At 55.7% G+C, this 25117-nt stretch carries 21 protein-coding genes and 1 pseudogene; 1 reads left to right on the top strand and 21 read right to left on the bottom strand.

What is annotated here, in order from left to right; all coding sequences use genetic code 11:
• Positions 1 to 3 precede the first annotated feature (3 nt).
• From L0664_RS07620 to L0664_RS07630, 3 genes are all read right to left on the bottom strand, one after another.
• The gene (locus L0664_RS07620; protein ID WP_235225055.1) at positions 4 to 1053 is read right to left on the bottom strand and encodes an efflux RND transporter periplasmic adaptor subunit; all 1050 of its coding nucleotides are present in this window, start codon (positions 1051 to 1053) and stop codon (positions 4 to 6) included.
• A gap of 68 nt (positions 1054 to 1121) precedes the next feature.
• Positions 1122 to 1547, bottom strand: a complete 426-nt coding sequence (locus L0664_RS07625; RefSeq protein ID WP_235225056.1) for a DoxX family protein — start codon at positions 1545 to 1547, stop codon at positions 1122 to 1124.
• A gap of 1 nt (position 1548) precedes the next feature.
• Positions 1549 to 2436 (bottom strand): SDR family NAD(P)-dependent oxidoreductase, encoded by an 888-nt coding sequence (locus L0664_RS07630; RefSeq protein ID WP_235225057.1) that lies wholly within the window; start codon positions 2434 to 2436, stop codon positions 1549 to 1551.
• Positions 2437 to 2526: 90 nt separating this feature from the next.
• Here L0664_RS07630 and L0664_RS07635 point away from each other — a divergent pair, with 90 nt between their 5' ends.
• The gene (locus tag L0664_RS07635; protein ID WP_235225058.1) at positions 2527 to 3108 is read left to right on the top strand and encodes a TetR/AcrR family transcriptional regulator; all 582 of its coding nucleotides are present in this window, start codon (positions 2527 to 2529) and stop codon (positions 3106 to 3108) included.
• A 356-nt stretch (positions 3109 to 3464) separates the two neighbouring features.
• Here L0664_RS07635 and L0664_RS07640 read toward each other — a convergent pair whose 3' ends face one another.
• The 18 genes and pseudogenes from L0664_RS07640 to L0664_RS07725 all read right to left on the bottom strand — a co-directional run bounded on the left by L0664_RS07640 (position 3465) and on the right by L0664_RS07725 (position 25114).
• Complete coding sequence (locus L0664_RS07640) at positions 3465 to 5519, bottom strand: putative bifunctional diguanylate cyclase/phosphodiesterase (protein WP_235225059.1); 2055 nt, start codon at positions 5517 to 5519, stop codon at positions 3465 to 3467.
• 117 nt (positions 5520 to 5636) lie between these two features.
• Positions 5637 to 7340, bottom strand: a complete 1704-nt coding sequence (locus tag L0664_RS07645) for a hydantoinase B/oxoprolinase family protein (protein WP_235225060.1) — start codon at positions 7338 to 7340, stop codon at positions 5637 to 5639.
• A complete protein-coding gene (locus L0664_RS07650; RefSeq protein ID WP_235225061.1) occupies positions 7337 to 9415 on the bottom strand; it encodes a hydantoinase/oxoprolinase family protein in 2079 nt (692 codons plus the stop codon). The genes L0664_RS07645 and L0664_RS07650 overlap by 4 nt, the downstream gene beginning before the upstream one ends.
• A gap of 96 nt (positions 9416 to 9511) precedes the next feature.
• Entirely contained in the window at positions 9512 to 10408 is an 897-nt protein-coding gene (locus tag L0664_RS07655; RefSeq protein WP_235225062.1) for a LysR family transcriptional regulator, read from the bottom strand.
• A 33-nt stretch (positions 10409 to 10441) separates the two neighbouring features.
• A complete protein-coding gene (locus L0664_RS07660; RefSeq protein ID WP_235225063.1) occupies positions 10442 to 11359 on the bottom strand; it encodes a dihydrodipicolinate synthase family protein in 918 nt (305 codons plus the stop codon).
• The gene (locus L0664_RS07665; protein ID WP_235225064.1) at positions 11349 to 12029 is read right to left on the bottom strand and encodes an aspartate/glutamate racemase family protein; all 681 of its coding nucleotides are present in this window, start codon (positions 12027 to 12029) and stop codon (positions 11349 to 11351) included. The genes L0664_RS07660 and L0664_RS07665 overlap by 11 nt, the downstream gene beginning before the upstream one ends.
• Positions 12026 to 12415 carry a VOC family protein gene (locus L0664_RS07670; RefSeq protein ID WP_235225065.1) on the bottom strand — a complete coding sequence of 130 codons (390 nt, stop codon included), beginning with the start codon at positions 12413 to 12415 and terminating at the stop codon, positions 12026 to 12028. Before L0664_RS07670 ends, L0664_RS07665 begins: the two co-directional genes overlap by 4 nt.
• Positions 12415 to 13866, bottom strand: a pseudogene (gene hydA, locus L0664_RS07675) (dihydropyrimidinase); the annotation flags it as partial. The gene L0664_RS07670 and the pseudogene hydA, both read right to left, overlap by 1 nt.
• A 209-nt stretch (positions 13867 to 14075) precedes the next feature.
• The gene (locus L0664_RS07680; RefSeq protein ID WP_235225067.1) at positions 14076 to 14654 is read right to left on the bottom strand and encodes a hypothetical protein; all 579 of its coding nucleotides are present in this window, start codon (positions 14652 to 14654) and stop codon (positions 14076 to 14078) included.
• On the bottom strand, positions 14651 to 15829 hold the full coding sequence (locus L0664_RS07685; RefSeq protein ID WP_235225068.1) for an O-antigen ligase family protein: 1179 nt from the start codon (positions 15827 to 15829) through the stop codon (positions 14651 to 14653). Before L0664_RS07685 ends, L0664_RS07680 begins: the two co-directional genes overlap by 4 nt.
• The gene (locus tag L0664_RS07690) at positions 15822 to 17267 is read right to left on the bottom strand and encodes a dTMP kinase (RefSeq protein WP_235225069.1); all 1446 of its coding nucleotides are present in this window, start codon (positions 17265 to 17267) and stop codon (positions 15822 to 15824) included. The genes L0664_RS07685 and L0664_RS07690 overlap by 8 nt, the downstream gene beginning before the upstream one ends.
• On the bottom strand, positions 17260 to 18555 hold the full coding sequence (locus L0664_RS07695) for a lipopolysaccharide biosynthesis protein (RefSeq protein ID WP_235225070.1): 1296 nt from the start codon (positions 18553 to 18555) through the stop codon (positions 17260 to 17262). The genes L0664_RS07690 and L0664_RS07695 overlap by 8 nt, the downstream gene beginning before the upstream one ends.
• 3 nt (positions 18556 to 18558) lie before the next feature.
• On the bottom strand, positions 18559 to 19779 hold the full coding sequence (locus L0664_RS07700) for a glycosyltransferase family 4 protein (RefSeq protein WP_235225071.1): 1221 nt from the start codon (positions 19777 to 19779) through the stop codon (positions 18559 to 18561).
• Positions 19780 to 19830: 51 nt separating this feature from the next.
• Positions 19831 to 20460, bottom strand: a complete 630-nt coding sequence (locus L0664_RS07705; protein ID WP_235225072.1) for a sugar transferase — start codon at positions 20458 to 20460, stop codon at positions 19831 to 19833.
• Positions 20461 to 20471: 11 nt separating this feature from the next.
• Positions 20472 to 21866: an acylating sulfoacetaldehyde dehydrogenase gene (gene sauS / locus L0664_RS07710; protein ID WP_235225073.1), complete on the bottom strand. Its 1395-nt coding sequence runs from the start codon at positions 21864 to 21866 to the stop codon at positions 20472 to 20474.
• A 3-nt stretch (positions 21867 to 21869) separates the two neighbouring features.
• The gene (locus L0664_RS07715) at positions 21870 to 22514 is read right to left on the bottom strand and encodes an acetyltransferase (protein WP_235225074.1); all 645 of its coding nucleotides are present in this window, start codon (positions 22512 to 22514) and stop codon (positions 21870 to 21872) included.
• A 153-nt stretch (positions 22515 to 22667) separates the two neighbouring features.
• The gene (locus L0664_RS07720) at positions 22668 to 23879 is read right to left on the bottom strand and encodes a DegT/DnrJ/EryC1/StrS family aminotransferase (protein ID WP_235225075.1); all 1212 of its coding nucleotides are present in this window, start codon (positions 23877 to 23879) and stop codon (positions 22668 to 22670) included.
• A 77-nt stretch (positions 23880 to 23956) separates the two neighbouring features.
• A complete protein-coding gene (locus L0664_RS07725) occupies positions 23957 to 25114 on the bottom strand; it encodes a tyrosine-protein kinase domain-containing protein (RefSeq protein WP_235225076.1) in 1158 nt (385 codons plus the stop codon).
• Between the last annotated feature and the right edge of the window lie 3 nt (positions 25115 to 25117).

The following is a 25117-nucleotide window of genomic DNA, read 5'->3' on the forward strand; positions in this document are numbered from 1 at the left end:
CCTCTAATTCGCAAAACCGGTGAACGGCTGCACCGTCTCGCCGTCGATTAAGTCAGATGCCCCGGTGGTCACAACAAGATCACCAGCGACGAGGCCTTCGATAACACGGAACGACGCATCACGATCCGGAACCAGCGACACCGGTCTTTTCTCGATCCGCCCGCGCTGATTGCCAGAAGGCACGAACACCATAGCGAAGGTCGCACCGTCATTTCCGATCAGGATGGCCGACGTCGGAAGGATCGGCGTGATCACTTCGTCCTGCAGCCGTGCCTCGACTGTTACCGACGATCCGGGAATGATGGCCAACCCCTCTGGGCGCGGCAGCGCCAAGGTTAACTGGAACGTCTGACCAACTGATGACGCTTGCGCGTCGTATTCTCTGATCTCTAGCGGATAGACCTCATCGCTTCCGGGGAATGTCGCAGTCAGATGGATATCCGGGTTCTGCCCGGCGCGTTGGAATAGGATTTCAGGCACATCAATTTCGATCCGCAGTTCGGACATGTCATGCAAACGCACAATAGATGCACCGGCACCAACGGTGGTGAAATTAGCAACGGCACGGGTCGCAACAAGCGCATCAAAGGGGGCATAAAGCGACGCATGATCAAGTGCATATTGGGCATTGCGAACTGCAAGGCCCGCCAGATCCAACTGTGTATTTGCATCATCTAGCGTCACCTGAGAAACGCTGGATCCGGCCAATCGCTCAAGCCGCGCAACCGTCCGTTCTGCTTGATCCAGTTGTATTTGCGACTGCTGTAACTGTAGCGAAAACGATTCCAGATCGAGCTGCGCGACCAGATCGCCTTCGGGCACGATTTGACCTTCCAAGACAGCAAACTCATTCAATTGGCCACCGACCTGGAACGCCAGATCAACAGTTTGGCGCGCAACAACTTGGCCGAAAAACCGACGCGAGATGCCCGCACGTTCATGGCTGATCTCGGTCAGTTTTACGGACCGCACCGGTTGGTCCAATTCGGTTTCTTGTGCGGCGGCCAATTGGGCACCCATCAGTAGGGCAATGATGGCGATGATATTTCTCATGGGGTTTGCCTTTCTTTTGTAGCGGCTCGGTGACCGACGTTCATGTGTTCGATTTCGTAGCATTGGCGTTATATGATGGCGCTGATGCCTTGGACGGCTTCAAGCTTTCTGCAAATCTTGCGGTCAACCGCCCATTGATGCGCGCCATGTTTGGCCAGCATCAGCAAGCCGCCTGCAATGGCGAGGTTCTTCAAGAACATGACCATCTGCGTTTGGTCAGCGAAATCTGCATGAAAGACGACGCCAGAGATCACGGAAAACACCGCAAGCCCCAAGGCAACGGGCCGCGTCGCCAAACCAATAAGAAGCAGAAACCCACCTAGGAGTTCCAAAAGAATAGTCGGGATGTAAAAGAACACCGGAACACCAAAGTTCTGCATATGTTGCAGTGTTTCTTGGGGCGCGCTTAATTTGCCAACGGCGGCAAGAATGAAAATTGCTGCCAGCAAGAACCGCGCAAGAACTTCGGTAAGGTCTGTGATTTTGCACAACATGTCAGGCTTCCTTCTTTGAAATGCGAAAACGAGCGAGGGGAACAACGTCGTTTGCGCGTTCAATTTGTTCATCACAAAATTCGAGAATTTCGTCGGCCAGATGACCCTGGTTCGCGAACGCCGGCAGGCTCCGCCTCTTTCCACCGGGATAAAATCCACCGGACTGATCGGCCCGGGCTTCGCTGTCCAAGGCGGCAAAAACCTTTGCGGCACCTTTTTCAGGCGTCGCGTATAGGAACGGGCGCAACAGTTTCAGAAGCCCCGGCATGCCATCGCCACTGGTCATCCCTGATTTGACCGGGCCGGGGTCGGCAGCGACGATACGAATTCCGTCCGTCAGAAAATCAGGGGCGATCGTCTGCGTTATCAGCGCGACAGCCAGCTTTGATTGGGCATAGGCTCCGAATAGTTTTCGGGTGTCTGTGGGTTTTTTCAAAGACCGCACTGAAAGGGTTTTGACCCGGCGCGCGGACCCAGACGCCACGTTAATAACAGAACCTTTGACCTCGGACAGGGCAGGCTTCAGGCGCTGCATTAAGACATATGGGGCGATCAGGTTAACTTGCGTATGCATGTCGATGCCATCTGGCGATACGGGTAACCCGCCCAGCAACACACCCGCATTGTTAATGAGCAAATCCAGCTTTGGCGCGACCTTCGAAATCTCGCCCGCAACCTGTTCAGCGCCGAAGGCAGTTCCAAGATCACCGACCACCAGCGCGATATCCAATGTCGGATGACGCTGAGAGATTTCCTCTTTCATCGCCTCCAGCTTTGAAACCGAACGTCCGTGCAGCACCAAATCAAATCCGCGACGAACCGCTTCATCAGCCAAAGCCGCACCGATTCCACCCGTCGCCCCCGTGATTGCGCAAATTCTACGTTCCACTGTCATTTCTCCATGATCTAATCAGTGATTAATTGACATCTAATCGGCGATTAGATATGTGTCAAGCGACTAAAATACTGGAGTGTGAAAATGGCCGATGATCCTTACCATCATGGTGACCTGCGCATGGCGATACTGGATGCAGCGGAAGCCCTGTTGGCTGAGAAACCTATCGAAGTGATTTCGATGCGGGAACTTGCAAGAAGCGCTGGCGTCTCACCGGGTGCGCCTTACCATCACTTCAAGGATCGATCTGGATTGATCATCGCGTTGTGCCAGCGTGGGTTCGCACGGCTTGGGAAAGAGTTGACGGAGAAACGCACGTCCCGAGGTGTCGAGGGAATGGTGGCCGGCTATTTATCTTTCAGCGGCAATAACCCAGCTCTCTATCGTTTGATGTTCTCCGCCGAAGCAACCCTTGGGAATCGAGAGGCGGAAATACACCCCTATGCAAGCCCTGTCGCAGATCTTTTGTTCAACGAAATCGCGGCGAACACCGCTCAGGACATGACCCACGACGAAGAACTGGTTGGCGTGTCAGTTTGGTGTTTCATGCACGGACTTGTCACCTTGGGCATGGCTACTCCGCTCAAAGCGCGCCTTGGCGAAACAGGCTTGCAAGAGTTTTCCGAGGAGATTGTGGGGCGCTTGGTCAGATCCCGCGTTGCGTGATGAGGATCAGCTAGAAGGCGCACCAAAAAGCGGATCAGTGTCTGCGATGGAGGTAAAGACGTTAGGTTCGATTGATGTCGTTATTTTATGTGGACGCCCCTAAGGCTACGCTCTTTTCGCCGCGCACCGGCATCAGGTTGGCGCTCGCGCAGCACAAATTCAACAGTTCCGCTATGGGCTCAAGGCAGACATTGGTTGCAATGATATGCGATGACCGCCACAACAACTGATATTCCAAGCAAAGGAATTGATAGGAATTCAAGAAGATCAATGCATTAGATGGCCGCCCTGTCTCTTCTCGATAGGCGCCCATGGTGAAACATGACCTATCACGTCATGAGGGGCGCCAAACTGCGCTATGCGATTTGCGAATTAAGTGTCGTCGAAATTTCCTGAACCAGGTCAGTTACTTCCTTCAGGCTGAGGGGCTTGCCAAAATAGAACCCTTGAACCGAGTTACATTTTTCCGCGACCAGAAAAGCAAGCTCCTGTTCGTTCTCAACGCCTTCGGCCAGCACCGGAATTCCAAGGGCCGCACCCAACAGTAAGGTCGATCTAACAATCGCCGCCCGTTGATCGTCCAGATGCACGTTGGTGATAAAACTTCGATCAATTTTGATTTTGTCGAAAGGAAAGGCCTGCAAAGTCGCGAGCGAGGAATATCCGGTTCCAAAATCGTCCATCGCAACGCGGACCCCCATGCCTTTCAGTTCATGCATGACCCTTAAAGTGTGGGCTTGATCATCTATCATACTGGCTTCTGTGACTTCCAGTTCCAACCGGGCGGGCGACAGTCCTGCCGCAAAAAGCGCATCCGCCACCTGTTCGGAAAACGACGGCTGAAGCAATTGCAGAGGGGCCACGTTGACGGCAATGCTGTAAGGGGACGGCCACGCCGCCGCCGTCAAACAAGCCTCGCGCAAGACCCACTGTCCGATTTCACAGATCAATCCGGATTCTTCGGCCAACGGGATGAAGACAGAGGGCGATATTCGCCCGCGTTCCGGGTGGTTCCAGCGCAGCAAACTTTCAAAGCCGACAGGTTCCTTCGTGCTGACAGAATTTTGCAGCTGGTAAACAAGTTCCAGCTCATTGTTGTTGACGGCATTTCGCAGATCCGAAACAAGAACGGTCTTTTCATGGTTCTTGCTTTCGATTTCAGCGTTGAAAGCACACAGATGCGAATTCGGTTGTGTTTTTGATCGATACATCGCCTGATCCGATTTCATCAACAGGGCTTCAAGATCGCGACCATCTTGCACCGTGCTCGCCATCCCGATTGAGGCACGTTGATTGATCCGAAGCTGCGCCAACTCGATCGGTTCGACAATTCTGGCGTGCAGACGATTTGCAAAGGCCGTCACCTCTTTCGGGCGGCGAAATCCGTGCTTTATCGCAACAAATTCGTCACCGCCTACGCGAGCAAGGAACTCGTTTTCCTCCAAGACATCAGAAAACCGCCGCGCGATTTCACATAAGACAGAATCCCCAACAGCATGACCGTGGATATCATTGATCGACTTGAACAGATCGAGGTCGATTGACAAAATTGCCGCTTTGTAAGTCGCGTCGCGGTTTAGCCGCGCGTTCACAGTTTCGACTGTTTTCGAAAGATGCAGACGGTTGGGCAACCCTGTCAGGTTGTCATGCATCGCGGCATGATACAGTTGCCCCCGCGCTTCCTTTTCCAGATTTATTTCGATGCTGTAGGACGTAAATCCAACTACGAAAATAACGGCAGTCACGCTGCTGACCAAAATACCGAATTCCAGATCTGAAAGGGTTTTTTCCGGAACGGGAATTGATGAATCAAGAAACACTGTGAACGATGTCATGCCGGCAAAATGCATGGCGGAAATCGCCAAGATCATCCCGATGGCACCACCCATCCAGCAGTAACGTGTGACGGGATGAAGAAAGCGATGATAGGCAATCGCGCCCAATATCGCGCCTGCAATGATTGATCCGACGATGCGCGCGGGCTCCCAAATCAATTCGCCCGGCAATCGATACGCCGCCATACCAAGGTAGTGCATGCCCGATACCGTCAGTCCAAACAGAACGCCCGCAATCGGTGCGCGCCACGGCAGTTTTTTGAACGTCAGCGTCGCATTGGACGCAAGAAGACCTATGGCGGCAAAGCCCAATGAAACAGTCGTCATCGCAAATTCGTAGCTGTGCCCAATCCCGGGATCAAACGCCACCATTGCAATAAAGTGCGTTGACCAGATCGTCGTCCCGCCAATCACACTCGAAAGCGCCCAGAGAAACCACAATCGTTGCCCGCTGGCATGAACCATGCGCCGCAACAGCAGCGCTGATAACATCGACCCGACAACGCATATCGCAACTGCCAGCAGCACCAGCCCGCGATGATGTTCTTGGGTAAGGCATTCGATAATACGGTACATGCAATGGCCAACTTGTGAAAAGACACAGGCTCTATTGCATGGCGGCCCTTAACATCGACTTACCAATCTTGCGCCTCACGATATCATCGGCGCTGGCCCATCACTGGCGCGATACATTCATACGTCTTCACCTTTGGTGACAGCCGATTGCACGGCTGCAATGTCAGACGGACTCAGACCATAAATCTTCGCTGCCGTTTCCTCAGAAATGTAACCGCGGGCAAGGTCGCGTTTGATGGATGCCGCGCCCCGATCTTTGGGATCGCCGTAGCCAGCACCCCCTGGAAACGCCATGACGACTTTGCGGCCATGGGCGACGAATTGCTTGCCCTTGCCGTTCATTTTGGATCCGTCGTCTTGGACAATCGTCGTGGGCGCACCTTCACCACCACCGCGCCGCCCTTTGGCCGGATGATGCACGCGGTCAAACATGGCCTGAATATCGAATTCATGCCCTTCGCGCGCGCCGACCTCCATGAATTGACCAAGGCCTCCACGTTGCTGCCCCGCCCCACCCGAATCGGGGCGCAGTTCTTTGCGCCAGATGATGACGGGACCGGCATGTTCCGTGGCCTCGACAGGCATTGTCATCACACCGGATGGAAAGGCCGTTGCGTTCAAACCGTCATGTTCTGGCCGCGCCCCGGACCCGCCAGAATTAAATGTCAGAACCTCGGACCGGCGCGCGTCTGCGGGGGCCCGGCCATCACTGCGCGGGCGCAGCGACACTTGGAAATTACACAGACAGGCGGCACCTTCGGCGGGGACCAGTCCGGGCACAATCTGATCAAAGGCATTAAACACCGCATCAGGGACAAAATGCCCGACGATATGGCGCAGCGCGACAGGTGCCGGGTGGATCGCGTTGACGATCGAATTCACCGGTGCCTCAATCTCGAACGGCGCAAGGGACGCGGCGTTGTTGGGGATTTCAGGCGCAATCGCCACCTTGAGAGCATAGCACGCATAGGCCTTCGCATAGACCAGCGGGCAATTGATCCCCTTTTTGTCGACACCGGATGATCCGGTGAAATCCGACACAATCCGGTCGTCATGCACCGTGACCTTCACCTTAAGCGTGATGGGCGTATCAAACCCGTCCATCGTAATCTCGCCCGTCGCCGAAGACCGTGGCAAAGCGGCAATCCGTTCAAGCGTCGCACGTCGGGAATTGTCTAGAATGAACGCGGCAATGCCCGTCAGATCGGCCAGATCAAATTCTTCCATCATTTCGATCAGGCGGCGGTGCCCGATTTCATTACAGGTGGCCAAGGCATAAATATCGCCGATCAACTGATCCGGTTCGCGCACGTTACCACGCACGATCCGCACGAGGGTCTGGTCAACCTCACCGCGTTGGGCAAACTTCATGATCGGAATATACAGGCCTTCTTCGTAAACACTGGCCGCATCCGCACCGAACCCGCGCCCGCCGATATCCACGATATGGGCGGTACATGCGAAAAACCCGACGAGAGCACCGCGATGAAACGACGGAGTCACCATGGTGATGTCGTGCAGATGGCCAGTGCCCTCCCACGGGTCGTTTGTGATATAGATATCGCCTTCGAAAATGTTGTCGCGCCCGATGCGACGGATGAAATGCGCAACGGCGTCGGCCATTGCGTTCACATGGCCCGGCGTGCCTGTGACGGCTTGGGCCAACATCTGCCCTTGTATGTCGTAAACCCCCGCAGACAAATCGCCAGCTTCGCGCACGGACGTCGAAAACGCCGTTCGCACCAACGCCTGTGCCTGTTCTTCGACAACCGAAATCAGGCGGTTCCACATGACTTGATAGGCGACATTGGACTGGGTCATGGCTTGATCCTCATATCAATACAGCCATCGGGCTGACGCGTTGCGATCCGGCTAGACGGCACAATGATCGTCGTTTCGTCTTCGGTGATCACGGTCGGGCCATCACAGGTGGCGCCGACCGCCATATCATCGCGCAACACAACACCCGCTGACACGAAATCGGCAACAGCAGGGTCAAACAACTGGCGCGTTTCATGGGGCGCAGCAACGCCTAACCCAGCATCCTGCTCAACCCGCGCGACCGTTTCGGGCGGTGTCGTGGCGTTGACCGACCACACCGTGATTTCGATATCCATGCCATCAACTGCACGGCCAAACAATTTGACATAGTCTTCGATGAACCGCGCCTCAAAGGTGGCGACATCGGGGTTCATCGCCTGATCTTCGGTGAGGGTAATCGGAATTTCCCAACCTTGCCCGCTGTATCGCATGTAAACTTTGAACTCGGACAGGATCGGGCTGATCGCGTCACAATTGCGCACGAACCCCGTGGCTTCTGATTGCAAGTCCGCCAACAACGCCTTGATCTTGTCGGGCTGAAAACCCGCAAGCGTCATGTAGACAGATCTGTTTGCCTCAAACGAAAAGGGTGCGCGCAAGAACCCGATGGCAGACCCAACGCCCGCGCCCTCGGGCACCAACAAACGATCCACACCAAGCTTTTCACAAAGACGCCCAGCATGAAGCGGGGCCGCGCCACCAAAGGCAATCATGGTGTATTCTGACAAATCCTCGCCGTTCTCAACGGCATGAACCCGCGCTGCATTGGCCATGTTTTCATCCACCACCTCGGCAAGGCCAAAGGCGGATGTAGCCGCGTCCATGTTCAGCGTGTCCCCCAACACATCTGTCAGCGCTTTGGCGGACGACGCGGTGTCCAACACCATTGACCCACCTGCAAAATTATCAGGGTCGAGCTTGCCCAACACCAAATCAGCATCCGTCACGGCAGGTTTGGCCCCGCCCCGCCCATAACATGCAGGCCCCGGTTCTGATCCCGCACTTTCAGGGCCAACGCGTATCTGGCGCATCGCGTCTACGTGCGCCAGCGACCCACCGCCTGCCCCGATTTCAACCATATCAATCACAGGGATCGAAATCGGCATGCCGGACCCCTTTTTGAAACGATACGTACGCGCCACTTCGAACACGCGCGACGTTTTCGGGGTTTGGTTTTTGATCAGGCAAATCTTGGCCGTCGTGCCGCCCATGTCGAACGACAGAACCTTATCCAACCCGTACCGCGCGGCGATGTTGGCCGCAAAAACCGCACCGCCCGCAGGGCCGGATTCAACCAGACGCACCGGAAATTCGGCTGCACTTTCGATGGAAATAATCCCACCACCGGAGTGCATCAGAAAGATGTTACACGTCACACCCTCGTCGCGCAGCCGCCCCTCAAGACGGCCCAAATAGGATTTCATCAGCGGCTTGATATAGGCATTCGCAACGACAGTGTTGAACCGCTCGTATTCCCGCATCTGTGGGGACACTTCGCAAGACAGCGACACCATCGCATCCGGCATCATGTCCGCCAGAACATCACCCACCAGCTTTTCGTGCGCATCATTGAGGTAGGAATGAATAAGCCCCACCGCCACGCTGTCATATCCTGCGGCAGCAATCTGCGCGACGACAGGTTCGATGTCTGCGCGTGTCAGCGGCAGCAATTCCTGTCCGCTGGCATCCATACGGCCGGGCACAGTGTAACGCATCTGGCGCGCCAACAACGGTTCGGGCAGGGTCAGGTTCAGGTCATATTGTTCAAATCGCGATTCAGTGCGCATTTCGATCACATCCCGAAACCCCTCGGTGGTGATCAATGCGGTCTTGGCACCGCGCCGTTCGATCAGGGCATTCGTCGCAAGGGTCGTGCCGTGAATAATCTGGTCAATCGCGCTCGGATCGATGCCGGCCTTCGCGCAGACCTGCTGCATGCCATCAATAATCGCGTTTTCCGGCGCGACATATGTCGTCAGCACCTTGGCAGAGAACGACACCGTGCCGACCTCAAGAACAACGTCCGTGAACGTCCCCCCGATATCGACACCCAAGCGCACGGATTGTTTGGTCATTAGACTCATCCCAAGTTTGATTTCCTTCAGTTTAGGGAGGTCCGCTGCATAAATTCCAATTATTTATCTATATACCAGTGATCTTTTTTCGTGATCCTAAGTCTTTGCCGCATCTGCCGCCATCTGGGCGCAATGGGTCAAATACAACGCTGCCCTTTCAGATTGATACCGCGCTGCAAACCGCAACGGCGTGGGCGTCCAACTGACATCCACCTCAATCAAGCGATGTTCAGCGATCTCTTTTTCAACCAGCGCTTTTGGCAAAAGCGTCACCCCCATCCCGTCAGCCGCCATCTGCACACAAGACGCAAGGCTGCTTGAGGACACGAACCGCGACACCGGCAATGATTTCGCAACGGCATATTCAACCAGTTCGCCGTAGGCCTGCGTGTGGCGCGCATGGGTTAGAACGGTATGGGGCAGCAGATCCGCAACGGTGACAGGCCCGACAAGCGCACTGGCAATCTGCGGCGTGGCCACCCAAATATAGGGAAACGTCCCCAGCTCGATCACACCGGATGCCGCACTTGCGAACGGTGCGGTTTGAATGGCGATGTCCAACCGGTTCGACCGCAGTTCGCTATCAAGATTGCGCGACAGATCGACGGTCAATTCAACATTCAGACTCGGATACGCCGCCTTGATGGCGCGCAAATAGGCATGCAACCATGTACAGGCCACAAGTTCGGTCACCCCCAAACGCAGACGATCCGCGACAAGATCGGGCCGGTCGCAAATTTGGACAATTTCCTCTGCGTTTCGAAGCAATTTGTGCGCAACGGCCAGAATTTCACGGCCCTTGTCTGTCAACTGAATAGACCCCGCATCGCGCTGCATCACCACAACACCCAGCGTCTTTTCTAGCCCCGAAATCCGCGACGAGATATTGGGCTGGGTCGTACCCAGATGATGCGCGGCTTTGCGAAAGCTCCCCAATTCCGCCACCCAGACCAGCGCCTCAAGCTGTTTGATATTCAGCACATTACCGATCATGGGACACGGGACCTTGCTGGGATAACATCGCCCCTACACACCCAATTTACGCAGGGCCGCAGTTTGGCGCTGCGCAAGAATATCGACTTCGCGCGCGGCAATAGCGTTCAACGTGGCGCCCGGGTTGCGCAGGGTCGGATGCGCGATCGCGCCGCGCTGCGCGAGGCTGTATTTACGAATGGCCAAACCAAGGCCCGGTTGGGCCTCATAGCGGACCATCGGCATGTAAGCGTCAAAAATATCGCGCGCACGGCTTTCATCGCCCGCATTCACGGCGGCAACCACCTGCGCCATCATTTCGGGGTAGGCAAATCCGGTCATGGCACCGTCCGCCCCCCGCAGTATTTCCTCCAACAGATACATCCCGCCATTGCCGCACAGAATCGATATGCGGCGCGATCCCGCATCGGATGCCGCGCGCAGGGCCGTGATCTTTTCCAACCCCGGCCAGTCTTCGTGTTTCAGCATCACGCACGTCGGACAATCATCAACGATCTGCAAAATCACATTCGTCGGGATCACGACACCCGTGGCCAGCGGGAAATCCTGCAACACAAAGGGCGCATCGCCAAGAACCCGTGCCGCGCCGTGATAATATGCCGTGATCTGGCTGTCGGATCGCAAATTGGACGTCGGCGCGACCATGACACCAGCCGCACCCGCGTCCATCGATGCCTTGCTTAGGGTTTCCATCGCCGCGTAACCGGGCGCAGACACACCGACCACAACGGGAACAGATGTGCGGGCAATGACGCGGTCCACCACCTGCATGCTTTCGTGCGCCGACAGCTTTCCGGCCTCACCCATCATGCCCAGAATGGTCAGCCCCGTCGCCCCCTGTTCGATGTAAAAATCAACCATGCGATCGATGCTGTCAAAATCGATGGCACCATCCGGCAAAAACGGTGTGACGGCGATTGTGTAAACACCTTTGGCGGTTTCATTCAGCATGTTTGGTTTTCCTATGACTTTGCCCCAGCGCGATATGGCTTAGCGCCATTGCAGCGGCGGCCTGACAGGGTTCAACGACGGGCAGGCCTGTCGCGCCTTCGATCTGTGCACGGTATTGCGCCATTCCGGCACAGCCCATGATCAACACGTTCGCCCCGTCGATATCGCGCAACTGATTGCCCGTCCGGATCATCGCGGCAAGGCTTTTGTCCGCGCTTGCCAGATCAGCCACACCTAGTCCCAAGGCGCGATCCCCCGCCAAACGATCCAGCACGCCCATCGCACCAAAGCTGCGCAAATGGCGCGGGATAGAACCGGGCATGATCGCGATCACGCCAAACCGCTGGCCCAGTGTCAGGGCCGTCATCACCGACGCCTCTTGAATGCCCACAACGGGCTTGTCCGTCTGGTCGCGCAAGGCATGCAGGCCCGGATCACCAAAACACGCGATAACAAATCCCGCGGCATCCGTTTGTGCGTCCGCCAATTCCAGCATCGGCGCGATTGTCAGATCCGCCTGCATCTGGCTTTCGATGCCCTTGGGCCCCGCGGCCAGAGTCAGACACTTGATCGGCACACCAAAGCCGCGCAGCGGATCAACAGCGGCATCAATGCCCGCCGTCACCGTTTCAGACGAATTCGGGTTGATGATAATCAGCGGATTATTCATGCGCCCGCCCGCGTCGCAGATTGCATTTCAATTTGATATCCTTCGGGATCGTTGAACACGAACGCACGAATGCCCAGCGCGTCGTTCACAAACAGCTCGGACAAATTTTCCAGCTTTCGATCCGTCGCATATTCAAACCACGCATCCACGTCCTCAACCCGAATACAAAGCTGCACGGGCTTAACGGCGGCCCATTTGTTCATCCCCTTTGCCTCATCCACCAGCCCCACATGCGCGCCCGGGCAAATCTCGTAAATCTTGCACCAGCCCTGATCAATCGCGAGAGTCAGGCCCATGACATCTTCGTAAAACGTCATCGCCGCTGCCAGATCGCGGTAATAGAAAAACGTGATCGCCAATTGGGTGGGGGTTTCGGGTCGTTTCATCACAGGGCACCTGTTGGTTGGGTTGCAAGGGTCGGGCGATCAATCCAGCGGCCTGCATCTGCCGCGCCGTGAAAAACACCGTCCTGCATCACAGTTTGACCGCGCAGAATTACATGAACAGGCCAGCCTTTGATCGTGCGACCAACCCAAGGATTATAGCCGACATTATCGTGCAGATCGTTTTCGCCGTATGTCACCTGCGTGTCAGGGTCCCAGATCACCAGATCGGCGTCCTTGCCCACCGCAATCGCCCCTTTTTGCGTCAGTCCATAAAGATCGGCGGGCGCGGTGGATGTGATCTGCGCAAAGGCCTCTGGCCCCAGTTTCCCGCCGCTTACCATTGCATCAAACATCAATGGCAATCGGGTTTCGAGGCCCGGCAACCCATTCGCGATTTCATGAAATCCAGCGTCCAAACCAGCCGAGAGTTTCCCCGTCTCATCATAGCGGTAGGGTGCGTGATCAGATGAAACAAGCTGCAGGTCGCCCCCCTTAAGGGCCGCCCAAAGCGCGTCTTGATCCTCGGTCGTGCGTTGGGGCGGCGAACACATCCACTTTGCCCCCTCAAGGCCTGGCTGATCCAGAATATCAGCCGTCATGAACAGATAGTGCGGGCAGGTTTCAGCCCAAACAGGCACGCCCCGCGCACGGGCATCACGCACCAACGCAGCCCCCTCTGCCGTTGAAATATGAAACAACATCACCGGCTGGTTAAGAAATTCCGCAAACCTGCACATGCGCGCAACGGATTCAATTTCCGCCATCGCAGGATGGGACAACGCATGATCTGACGGGCGCAGGTGCCCGTTTGCAATCAATTCCTCTTTGGCCCGCGCAATGATCGCGTCATTTTCAGCATGCACGCACACCAGCGCACCGTGCTGGCGCGCCAGTGCCATCGTATCAAGAATTTCACGATCGCTCAGTTGGATATTATAGGTCGTAAATACCTTCAAAGACCGGTGCCCTGCACCGATCAAATCCGCCAAATCATCGCCAAATCCCGGCACGGATGTATCTGTCACGGTGATGTGGAAGGCATGATCAATTATCGCACCACGTTTTGCCCGTGCCGAATAATCCGCCACCGTGTCCGCCAACCGCTGCCCCTTGGCCTGTGCCGCGAATGAAATGACGCTCGTGGTGCCGCCCATCGCCGCAGACAGTGTGGCCGTTTCAAAGGTGTCCGCATTCATCACACCCATGCCAGACATCTGTTCAATATGGGCATGGGGATCAACACCACCGGGCATCACCCAATGCCCCCGCGCATCGATGTCCCGTGTGGCTGATGCGACAGATCGCCCAATGCTTTCAATCCGCCCGCCCTGAACGGCAATATCGCCCTCCACAATCCCTTGCGGGGTCACGACTTTGCCGTTTCGGATCAACAAATCGATTGTCATAGCCCTGTCCCCCGATGCGTCACGATGGGTTGCCTGCGCAGGGCGACACGTACGCCCCCGGTGATCCCACCCAAAAGCTAGGGCATGAACGCCCTTTGGTCCATATAATGATCAGACGACAAGTACGTGACCACTGATCCCAACTGGACGAGCTTGCCCAAATCCTGAACGTCTTTCGAAATGAAATAAGCCTCATCAGCCCGCGCCGCAAAAAGGTGGCGCACGATCCAGACAGTGCTGATCTGTAATGCGCCCTAAGACGCCATTTGAACGCGGTGACCTTCCAGTGAGCGCGGCGTTGATCTGCGCACTTCGCACAAAACGAAACGCATCCAACGGCGCGCCCGACGCTGGGCTTCTACATCTGCCGAGGCCAATCCATGTTTTCGCTGCCGCTTCGCCACAAAGGCCGCATGCAAAGCACCCGACGCGTAGACGTAAATCACACGTTCCGCGACGTTGATTTCCCGTATCAGCCGCGCACAGGCCCGTTTGTTTTCATCCGTCAGGTCGCGCTGGTAAAACAACGCCCAGACAGCCTGCAACGGCCCTTCGTCCACGGCTGATGACGCCTGACACGACAAACGCCCCACACGTTCAAGCAAGACCAAGAACCGCTTTGCGCCCAACCGGGTTTTGCCGGAAAAGCTGTGCGTCACAAAAAGGGCCGCCAAACGCGGAAACCCGAACGCCCCGCGCGCAATATTGCGAACCTTCGTGGCCGTTGACCCGCCAACTGTCACAGGGCGCGGATCAGGATGGGACGGGGCCAGATGTTCATTTAAATAGTACGACTTCCCAACACCTGGCAGCCCGATCAATTCAACCCTCATGTGCTGGCCCTCGCTCTTAGGTCTATGCGATCCAGTATCAGATTTCGAAACAGGATCAGGCAGGTCGCGAAAAACAAAAAGCGCCCGTCTGCGACGTCGCCGCTGGATTGCTGGGCGAGGAACAAGAACAGGAACAAATAAAAGAACGGGTCTTTATGATACCGCAGCGGCAAAAGAAGCAGAACAGCAAAGAACCCGCCCGCAATCAGGCCCATCTCGGACAAAAGTTCCAGAAACAGGTTATGCGGGTAGGTGAACGGGGTAATGCCGTCATAAAAATTCGCGCCCCAGTTCCCCATTCCAACGCCTAGAAAAGGCGATTCCAGGATCATGCCCTGCGTGGCCCCGTACATGTTGCCACGAATACCAATAGAACCGGACGTGTTCACCGTCACTTCGCTGCCCATCAAGATGTCGAACAACACCGTGACGCGCGCAAACTGCGCGGGCAGTCCGTAGGTCGACACATAATAACTGACCGCCGCCAAAAGCATCGCAAACAGGACCAGATTGCGCAGCTTGAACAGCTCTGATCGGTTCAACAGCAGGTACAATAAACCGCAGGCCGTGATCGCAACAATCGGCCCTTTTGACAGGCTCCACACGATGCCGAATGCGAAACAGGCGTTCAACGCCCAAGAAAGTTTCCCGGGGACAATGGGGATGAACAGGTTCAGCAACAGCCCCATCGCCATCAGGCGGCCGAATACAATTGATCCGTGCATGAAATACGGGTTCTGGCGAAACCAAAACCCCGTCTGGAGCTTTACGAACACCGCACCGATAAACAGCACAAACAACACCGCGACGAACACTTTGACAGCCCAGTCAAGACAGCCCCGCCGATCCAGCGCATGCATCAGAAACGCCAAGGTGAACCCGATCAACGCGAAATTCATGAACTTGATGATGCCCATGATATCGACGCCCAAAACCACCGCCGCCAACACGGCGTGGCTGATCAAAACAGTCATCAGCGCCAACAAAAACAAGAACTTTTTGGGATATCGGGGCAGTTCAACCGCCGCACAGGCCAATGCCACAAGAAACGCGACAGTGTTCACGCTGATGTAGGCGCTCGGCAAAATCGCCAAACGGCTTTCGAAAAAAATCGACCCCGTCAGCACCGGGGCAAACAGCATCAGAAAACCACACTGAAGGAGGATCTTATTCATCCCGAAGGTCTAATCCACTGATGTCTTTGTTAATTTCCGCGACGATATTGGCATCAACCGTCGGGATATCGTCGTTGGCATCAATGATAACCACCCGTTTGGCGGGCCACACGATAGACAACAGATTTTCACGCACCACCTTCGCGCGCTCAAGCGTCAGGTCTTCGGGCTTTCGCTTCACCGAATTTTCGGGCGACACATCCATGACGAACATCAAATCGGGGCTGAGGCTGTCAGACAACCGAAAAATATCCGCCTCCAGCGCGGCGAGATAATCGCTCAACCGGCCAGTGGTCGCCAGATTGGTGGTCCGTGGCGCATCGATCGCGATCAGCAGCTGAGTTTGCAACCAGCGATCCACCAGAACAATCTTACCAAGCCGCTGGGCGTTCAATCCACGGCGAAGCTGGCTGCGTTTTTCCCAAAGGCAGATGATCAGCCACAGCTGATAATACCACGGGAACTTCTTGGGTTTACCCGCACGATCCCCGGATTCTCTGGCCGCTGTGTGCCCCTTGAGCTTTGCCTTGGTCCCAAAGACAGAAAACATGATACGGCGCACAAAACTCGCGCCGCTCTGACCGCTTCCCATCGAAATGGTTTCAATGCCGACACGCTTTGAAAAGCGGTCCTTGTAGCGTTCAAGCGCAGAGGACTTGCCAGACCCGTCAATCCCGACAAAGGCCACCATCATGCCGCCGCCCTGCATGACGCTCACGCCTGCTTGGGCAAAGCCAAGCCGCTTAAGAAGGGCGACCCATGCCAGCGCCACAAAGGCTGCCATTTTGCTGAGCGCCCGCCCCTTTAGGCGAAACGGTTTCAAATCCTGGCAGATACCGCGTCGTCCCGCACCCGATTGCGCCGCTGTGTCATTGATCAACGCCGCGCGGGCGGCAGGCACAATCGTCGGGATCAGTTCAGGGTCCAAATCCACCCCGTCGTAAAACGCCCGCAGGGACGCGTACTCAGATTTGAACGACACATAAAACCCGTTCTTCTTGCGCGCTGAATGGCGGCACAGAAACAGGAACTGGTCGTGTTCGGGCGTGGCACACCAGATCTCGTGATCATCGTCCCAGATGCGCGCGCGCAGCAGGTCGTGTTCAATCGGCACATGATAATCACGGATCAACGCATTCCCGAAAATGATCTGCGTGTGGATATGGATATGGAACACCCGGCCAGACGCATCCATATGAAAGAAATCACGCGCGCCAATATCGGACTTCGCGGCCATCTTTCTCACTTCGAAAAACTGGTGTGCCGCAAGGGTTTGCACAAAGGCCGTCACGTCCGCCGGATTGACCAGAACATCAAGGTCTTCGGTGCCCGCAAACACCTCATCCAGTTTGACGCGGCCCTTCCAGACACAATACAAAATGTCCTCGGCGTGAATGTCCGACAGAACCCGTTGCATGATATTTGTCTCTTTAGACATCCGTATTGCTCCGTTTCGTAGTGGAAAGGTGGCGCATCTCAAACTGGATCGCCATCGCATTTTTCGTAAGTAGCCCCGCCGCAAACGCAATCGCAGCCCCCGCAATCCCCAACATCGGGGTCAGCAAAAGCGCAAGGCCCAGTTGCAGCGCAAAGGTGAACATCACAACGTTACGCAGATACCGTTCATGTCCGACCATCTTAAGAACAACGGGCGATATTCCCGTTGCGACGTTCAAAACCTGCACCACCAAAAGGCCCGTCAAAATCAGGCTGGCGTTCGCGGCAGTGATTTGAAATTGCGCCAAGATCGGTTGATTGAACACAAACAAGATCAGCGCAACAGGCAGCGCGATGCCCAGCATGATCAACCGCGCCTGCCCGCGCACCTTGGCGACACGTTCAAAGTTGTTGTCTGCATAAAGGCTCGAAATCTGCGCCGAGACTGTGTTGCTCATGACGCCAAGAATAAAGTTCACCAAAAACGCGAGCTTCAGGATCGCCGAAAACGTCCCCACCTCTTGCGAACTGACAAACAGCCCGATCACAAGGATCAGCCCCCACTGGGAAAAATACTGCGCGAACTCCATGACAAAGAAATTCTTGGTCTTGCGCGGGTGATCCAGAACCGCTTGCGCAACAGATATCGGCTGTGACCAAAACCCCGAAATCCGGCGCGCCAGGACGACAAAACTAACGCCAAGCACAACATAGGTAATCACAAACAAAATCAGGCCAAGGCGCGTCAACGTGACGTCCGTGCCAAGGTATTGCGCCCCAAGCAGAACCGCACTGGCGGCAAGGCTCAGGAATCCAAATTCACAAAACGGCGCAATGCTGGCATCCAGATTTGCCCGAAACATCGCAGCATTCAAAAGCAGCAGCGCAACGCCCGGCGCGCAAATAAGAAGCCACATCACAATGATCGGGCCATCAAAATAAGCCACATACAAAACGCCAAGGATCGCGGCCGCCAAAGTGCCAAGCAGGCTCAGCTTTGCTGCATTCAAATAGGTCGCCCGCGCCGCGCCGAAATCACCCTGACTCAGGTTGATACCCGCCGTCTTGATAATCAGGGTGGAGCTGCCAAAGTTGGACAAAATCACAACACCCAGCATCACCGCCGCCGCACTCGAAAACACACCAAGCGCGCTAAGACCAAGGGACGCAGAAATAACGTACGTCAGCAGCAAAGACCCGAAAGCAGAAATCGTCCGCGACACCAGCGTGCGAAAGACCCTCAGGATCAGCGTGATCCCTGTCGCGCCATAGGTGCTTTTGCGTTCCATCGCTTAGCGTTTCTCGTCCATCGACTGGATCGCATCACGGACCTTTTCATAGACGCTCTGACGTGAAAAATCCTGCGCCGCATCAAGAACCATCTGCGCGGTAATTCCCGCCAACGTCGTGCCCATCACATCCATCTGACCTGCGGCCTCTTCGATATCGCGCGACAACTGTTGCCCCACGCCTTTGGCATTCACAAAATCAGCCTGCCAACCGCCATAGTTTATCAACACAGGCTTACCTGCGGCGAGCGTATCAAAAAACTTGTTGGCCGAATTCTTTTCCATTTCAGGCAGGTCGATAAACAGCGACAGGCCCGCATCACAGGCGGCAAAATAATCAACAATTTCGCGTTTCGGCACGCGCCCCTGGATTTTGACGTTTTGCAATTTCTCGGCCGCTACAAAGTCACGAATTTTCTGATCGTTGATGCCACCGCCCACAATCACATAGAACAGATCGGCGTTGTCTTTGGTGCGCTTTGCCAGCGTCAAAAGATATTCAACGTCATTCAACAAACCAAACGTACCCGCATAAAGCAGCATCGTTTGACCGTTCGTCAGGTTCAGCTTGGCGCGCATATCAGCACGGCGCGCTGCATAATCTTCGTTCAGCGGGGAACACAGATTGTCGAAATCACAGGCATTGGGGGCCGTATAAATCGGGCGGGTCACGCCCTTTTCGGCCAGCACATCCGCGATGCCCTCCGACATGCCGGGCGACAGACCGACCAGCGCATGGGCATTCACATAGATTTTCGCCTCAAGCCATTTCAGCACGCGGATCAGCCGTGGATTGCGGATCGTCCCAAGGGCAATCGGCATTTCCGGCCACAGATCACGCACCTCGAACACATATGGTTTGCTGCGGATTTTCTTGGCCACCAACGCGGGAATACCTGTCGTCAGCGGGGTGGACGTTGCGAAAATCACATCGAACTTCAGCCACAGCACGTAAAAACACGTCACCAGCGAAAACAGCAAAAACGCCATGGCCTTACGGAACGGCCCATAGGAATTGTGATAGGCGCCGGGCACCCAGATCACATCGAACCCTTCGATGGTTTCACGCTTGGGCATGCCGAACCCTTTGGTGCGGTCCGCCGTCAGCATCGTGACGCTATAGCCATCATCAACCAAACGGCGCGCCATTTCATAAGATCGCGTGCCGCCGCTCATTTCGAGGGTGTTAAAATACTGGTGAATATAAAGAAGGTTACGTGCCATATTGGTCTTCATCCGAAATCAAAGGTGTCCCGTCCCCGAGACTGAAAATAACTATTGGGAGTCCTGAAGCGGTCGGTTGGTCACATCGTCCACTTGGCTTGCGTTGCGATCATCCGCGATGTCTTTGCGCAAAATTACTGTCATCAGCGTCTTATACACAATCCACGCATCCAACCGGATGCCCGCTGTCTTAACGTATGTGACATCATATTCGAACCGCTTGCTCCACTTCACGGAATTGCGGCCGCTGACCTGCGCAAAGCCCGACAATCCCGGGCGCACTTGGAACCGTTCCTTTTCCTGCCGCGTCATAAACGGCAACATGCGTGGCAGGATGGGCCGTGGGCCGATCAGCGCCATATCCCCCAGCACCACGTTGATAAACTGCGGCAGCTCATCGATGCTGGTCTTGCGGATAAACTGGCCGACACGGGTGATCCGCGGGCGGGATGCTTCGCCTTTTTCGTTCAGATACTTGTCCGCATCCACGATCATGGACCGGAATTTGAACACTGAAAATTCCGCACCGCCCAGCCCCAATCGGGCTTGGCGAAAGAACACAGGGCCACCGTCCGTTTTGATAAAGACAGCCACAATCAGCAGCACGGGCGACAAAGCGATCAGCGCCAGTGCAGCGCACAGCGTGTCGAGGATATAGCGAAGGCGGAAATATAGGCGCACAGTCTTAGTCCTTATTCAAAACCCGAAAACAGCTGCTCGGGATCGGGCTCCGGCTTGTCTATGGTTCGGACCAGTTTGGTGACGTTGTAAAAATTCTTGACGGACAGGTTTTCAGAAATCGAATTTCCAGCCCAAGTTCCGCATCCCATCGACAGCGTGAACGGCAGGCTGTTGTTGAACCCGCCGCCATTACCAAAGGTGTGGGCCTGGTTCACCAGCACACGCGCAACAGATGCGCTTGCCGCCAAGTCTTCGGGCTGGGACGGATCCGTCGTGTGAATACCAACCGAATGACCGATGCCCTCATAGTCCAAAATCTCGAACGCTTTGGCCTTGGCGGCTTCAAAATCGTCAGCTTTATAAAGCGACAGAATCAGGCTCAGCTTTTCGCCCGACAGCGGGGAATCCGCGCCAACGCTGTCTTGTGGCACAATCAAAAACCGCACGTCCTCGGATGGTGCGGGCCAGCCCAAAAGGGCGAACAGTTTATCGATGCTTTGGCCTACAAAGTGGCGGTTGATGTTGCCGCCTTGAAACAGGCCAGCCTCAACTTCGGCGACTTGTTCGGGCGAACAAACGTACCCCCCGACACCGCGCAACGCATCAACAAAGCCGTCATAAATATCCGAATGGGCAATCGCCGCGTTTTCGGAACTGCACGATGTCGCGTTGTCAAAACACTTGGACAACAGGATTTTCTGCGCCGCGTCTTTCAGGTCCGCAGATTTGTCGATGATCACAGGCACATTGCCCTTACCGACACCGATACACGGCGTGCCGCTGCGATACCCGTCGCGCACGTTGGTCTGATCCCCCGTCACGATGATAAGATCGACAACCTGCGCCAGATACTGCGCTTTCTTCTTATTGATCGGCTGCGGGATGACCTGAAACAGATCGCGCGGCGCGCCAATCCGGTCAAGTTCCGCATGGATGAAATCACGGACGCGGTAGGCCGTGCGCGCACCGGCGGGCGACGGGCTGATGATGATCGCATTCTTGCACTTCAACGCCATCATCGCCTGATTGACGGGGGTGGCCGCCGGATTCGTGGACGGCGTCATTGTCCCGACAACACCAACCGGCTTGGCATATGTCGTCAGGCCCAGCTCTGGCTCATGGGATTGCTGTCCCACGGTGATTTCTTTCATCAGATCGTTCAACGCACCCAGCGTCTTGCGCTTGTTCTTGGTGATCTTGTCCGGCACGTTCCCAAGGCCCGTGTCTTCCACAGCCATTTCAGCCAATTCCAGCGCGCGATCATCGCGGTAAATTGCCCATGCAACGGCCTTGACCATCCGGTCAGCATCTTCTTGCGAATAATGGGAAATTTCGGTCATGGCCGAACGGGCCGCCGCAACGATCCCATCAACAATGGCTGCGTCTTTTTCATCAATATCGAACATAATCTATCTCGCTGGAATTGGTTTGGCCGGCGTACCGACAACTGTTGTATTATCATCGACGTCGCGAATAACGGTGGATCCGACCCCGACGATGGCGCCTTGGCCGATGTTCAACCGCGCATCAACGCGAAATCCGGGCGGCATCAATGTTGCGCCGCTCCCGATCAGGACACCTGTGGCCAGATCACACCGCGCCCCGATCACCGATCCGACCGACAAAAGGCAAAATGGGCCAACGACTGTGTCATGGGACACCGTGACGCTTGGCCCGACAAAGCAGCCCTCGCCGATCACGGGATTAACGTAAAAAACGCTGCCCGCCCCGATGATCAGGTTATCACCAAGCTGCGCATCAGCATCGATCACGGCAGAACTGTGGATCGCGCTGACCGTCTTGATGTCGTTTTCCTTCAGCCAGCCGACAATCGCCCTGCGGGATTTGATCGTGCCAACCCCGACGCAGACGGCATCGTAGCTGCTGCGATCCAGCAAAATGTCGCGCGTCCCAAGGATCGCACGCCCATAAGAAGATGCAGGCGCGTCCGGGGCGTCATCGACAAAACCCAACACCTCGTAGCCTTGCTCGCTCAGGATCGATGCGGCCATGTTTCCGGTCTGCCCGGATCCAAATACAATAACATTTTTCAATGTAAATACTCCAATGGGCTGCGGCTTTCGGTCCCTCTAGCACCAATAAATTTAAGACTAAAGTCGTCAGGCGCGGGCTTGGCCAACCTGCACTTTTTTTGCCGACAGCCGGGCCGTAATAGGCCGCGGCACAGTTGCGTTCTGCGCCTGAAATTAGGCTTTTGCTTGCTCGAATACCTCTGCAATGGCCGCTTCGGTCTGGCTGATTTCATCATCCGTAAGGGTCGGGTGAACCAGAAACATAATGCTGGTTTCGCCCAACCGCTGCGTCGTGCGCAATGGCGTCGTCGGGCGCACATCCATCCCGTCGAATGCTTTTTCCAGATAGACCTCGGAACAGGTGCCCTGAAAACACGGCACACCAAGGGCATTAATTTGTGCAACAATACGATCGCGCGTCCAACCCGGCGCCAAGGCATCCGGTTCAACGTAGGCATAGTATTTGTAATTGGCATGGGTGCAGCCAGTCGTGGCATCACAGCCCGTGCAGCCCTGACAGCGCAGCTGCGGCAAACGCACCGCCGCCCCGCCCGCTTTGGCCAACGCGGCCTCGATCCGGCTGGCGTTGTCGGTGCGCGCCTTGGTCCACTCGGCCATCCGCTTAAGCTGGATACGCCCGATCACCGCCTGAATTTCCATCATCCGCCAGTTGGTGCCGATGCTTTCATGCAGCCAGCGAAACCCCGGCGCGTGGTCGCGATTGTACACAGCGTCATAGGATTTCCCGTGATCCTTATAGGCCCACATATCAGCCCAAAGATCAGGATCGTTGACCGTCACCATGCCGCCTTCGCCGCCCGTCGTCATGATCTTGTCCTGACAAAACGACCACGCACCAACATGGCCGATGCCCCCAACGGGGCGGCCTTTGTACAGCGCGCCATGTGCTTGGGCGCAGTCCTCAATGACTTTGATGTCATGGCGCGCAGCCAGGTCCATGATCGGGTCCATATCCGCAGGCCAGCCCGCAAGGTGAACCACAATAATCGCGCGCGTTCTGTCTGTGATCATCGGCGCGATTGTTTCAGCCGACAGATTGCCGCTTTGCGCATCCACATCCGCAAACACCGGCGTCGCACCGGCCGTCACAACACAAGACGCCGACGCGATGAACGTGCGCGGCGTCACAATAACTTCGTCGCCAGCACCAATGCCCAAACCCTTCAACGCCAGATCAAGCGCGAGCGTCCCGTTGGACAACGCAATCGCATAGGCACTGCCCGCAAACTGCGCGAACTCTTTTTCAAACTCGCGGCCTTCCTGACCTGTCCAGTAATTCACGCGGTTTGATCGCACGACCTGTGCAACCGCATCCGCTTCCTCATCCGTGAATGACGGCCACGCCGCAAATTTGGTGTTCAACATAAACCGACCCTTCGCAATTCGTTAACGTCCCTATAAGGGACGCCCGCGCAGAGGCCTACAGACCCGCGCGTGCGCAATCAGGAGTAGTATCCAGCGGAATATTCGCCGTAATAGCTGCCATAACGTGTTGATCCGCCATAACTTCTGGCTTTCTTGCCATCAATCTTGGTCAAAATCAGGCCTGTCACCTTAAGGCCCGCGTTCGAAAACTCGGACATTCCGGCATCCAGAACTTCGCCACGTGTTTCGTCCCAAGCGACAGCATACAGAATCGCATCAACCTGCTGCCCGATGATCCGTGCATCCGTGACAGGCAGGATCGGCGGCGCGTCGATGATCACATGGTCATACTTTGCACGCGCCACGGCGACGAACTGTTTGAACTTCGCCGACGAAAAGAAATCCGCGGCGTTCAATTTGTCACGCGCACCGAACAAAACATCAATGCCAAGTTCCTCGATGGTGACTTTGTTGTCCGCCACCTCTTGCTCGGTTGATGGAAACTCGTCTGCAATCTTTCCGGCTTTGCCCTCAAAATACAGGCCCAGCGTATTCTTGCGCACATCACCTTCGACCAACAGAACAGACCGTCCCATCCCGACAAGGCTGTGTGCCATGGCAATCGACGTCGTGGTTTTACCCTCAGCAGGGACAGAGGACGTCAGCAGGATAACATTCGGTTCCTTATCAGGATCAGACAGCAAAACAGACGTTCTGAGGTTACGGATCGCTTCCGAAAACGCGGTGTTATTCTTGCCTTCCAGATACGGCAAAAGCTTGTTGCGACGCCGAATGGGGGCCATCGGAATTTGGCCAAGAACAGGCAACCCACTGCGTCTTTGCAGCTCAGTCGCAGACCGGATACCGCCTTTGTTCAACTCGCGCAGCAACACTGTGCCTGTTCCCAACATGGCACCAAACATCAGCCCCATCAAAATGATCAACGGAACACGCGGGCTTGATGCGTGGCGCGGCAAAACGGCTGCCGACAGCAGGCGCGCATCAGGTTGTTGCGTCCCTTGCTGCACTTCCGCCTCTTTCAGGCGCGCAAGGAAATAGCCGTAAATCTCACCGATCGCATCCGCTTCGCGCTGAAGCTGCTGCAAAATCAACAGATCACGGGATTCGTTTTCAACTTCTTGCTCTAGGCCCAGAACAGCGGTGGCCAGTGATTGTCGTTGCACCTGCACCTGCGCAAGGGATGTCCGGATGCGTCCGGCTTCGCGCTCAAACACGGA

Origin of the sequence: Octadecabacter dasysiphoniae, from assembly GCF_021532615.1 — a bacterium.
GTDB classification, from domain to species: domain Bacteria; phylum Pseudomonadota; class Alphaproteobacteria; order Rhodobacterales; family Rhodobacteraceae; genus Octadecabacter; species Octadecabacter dasysiphoniae.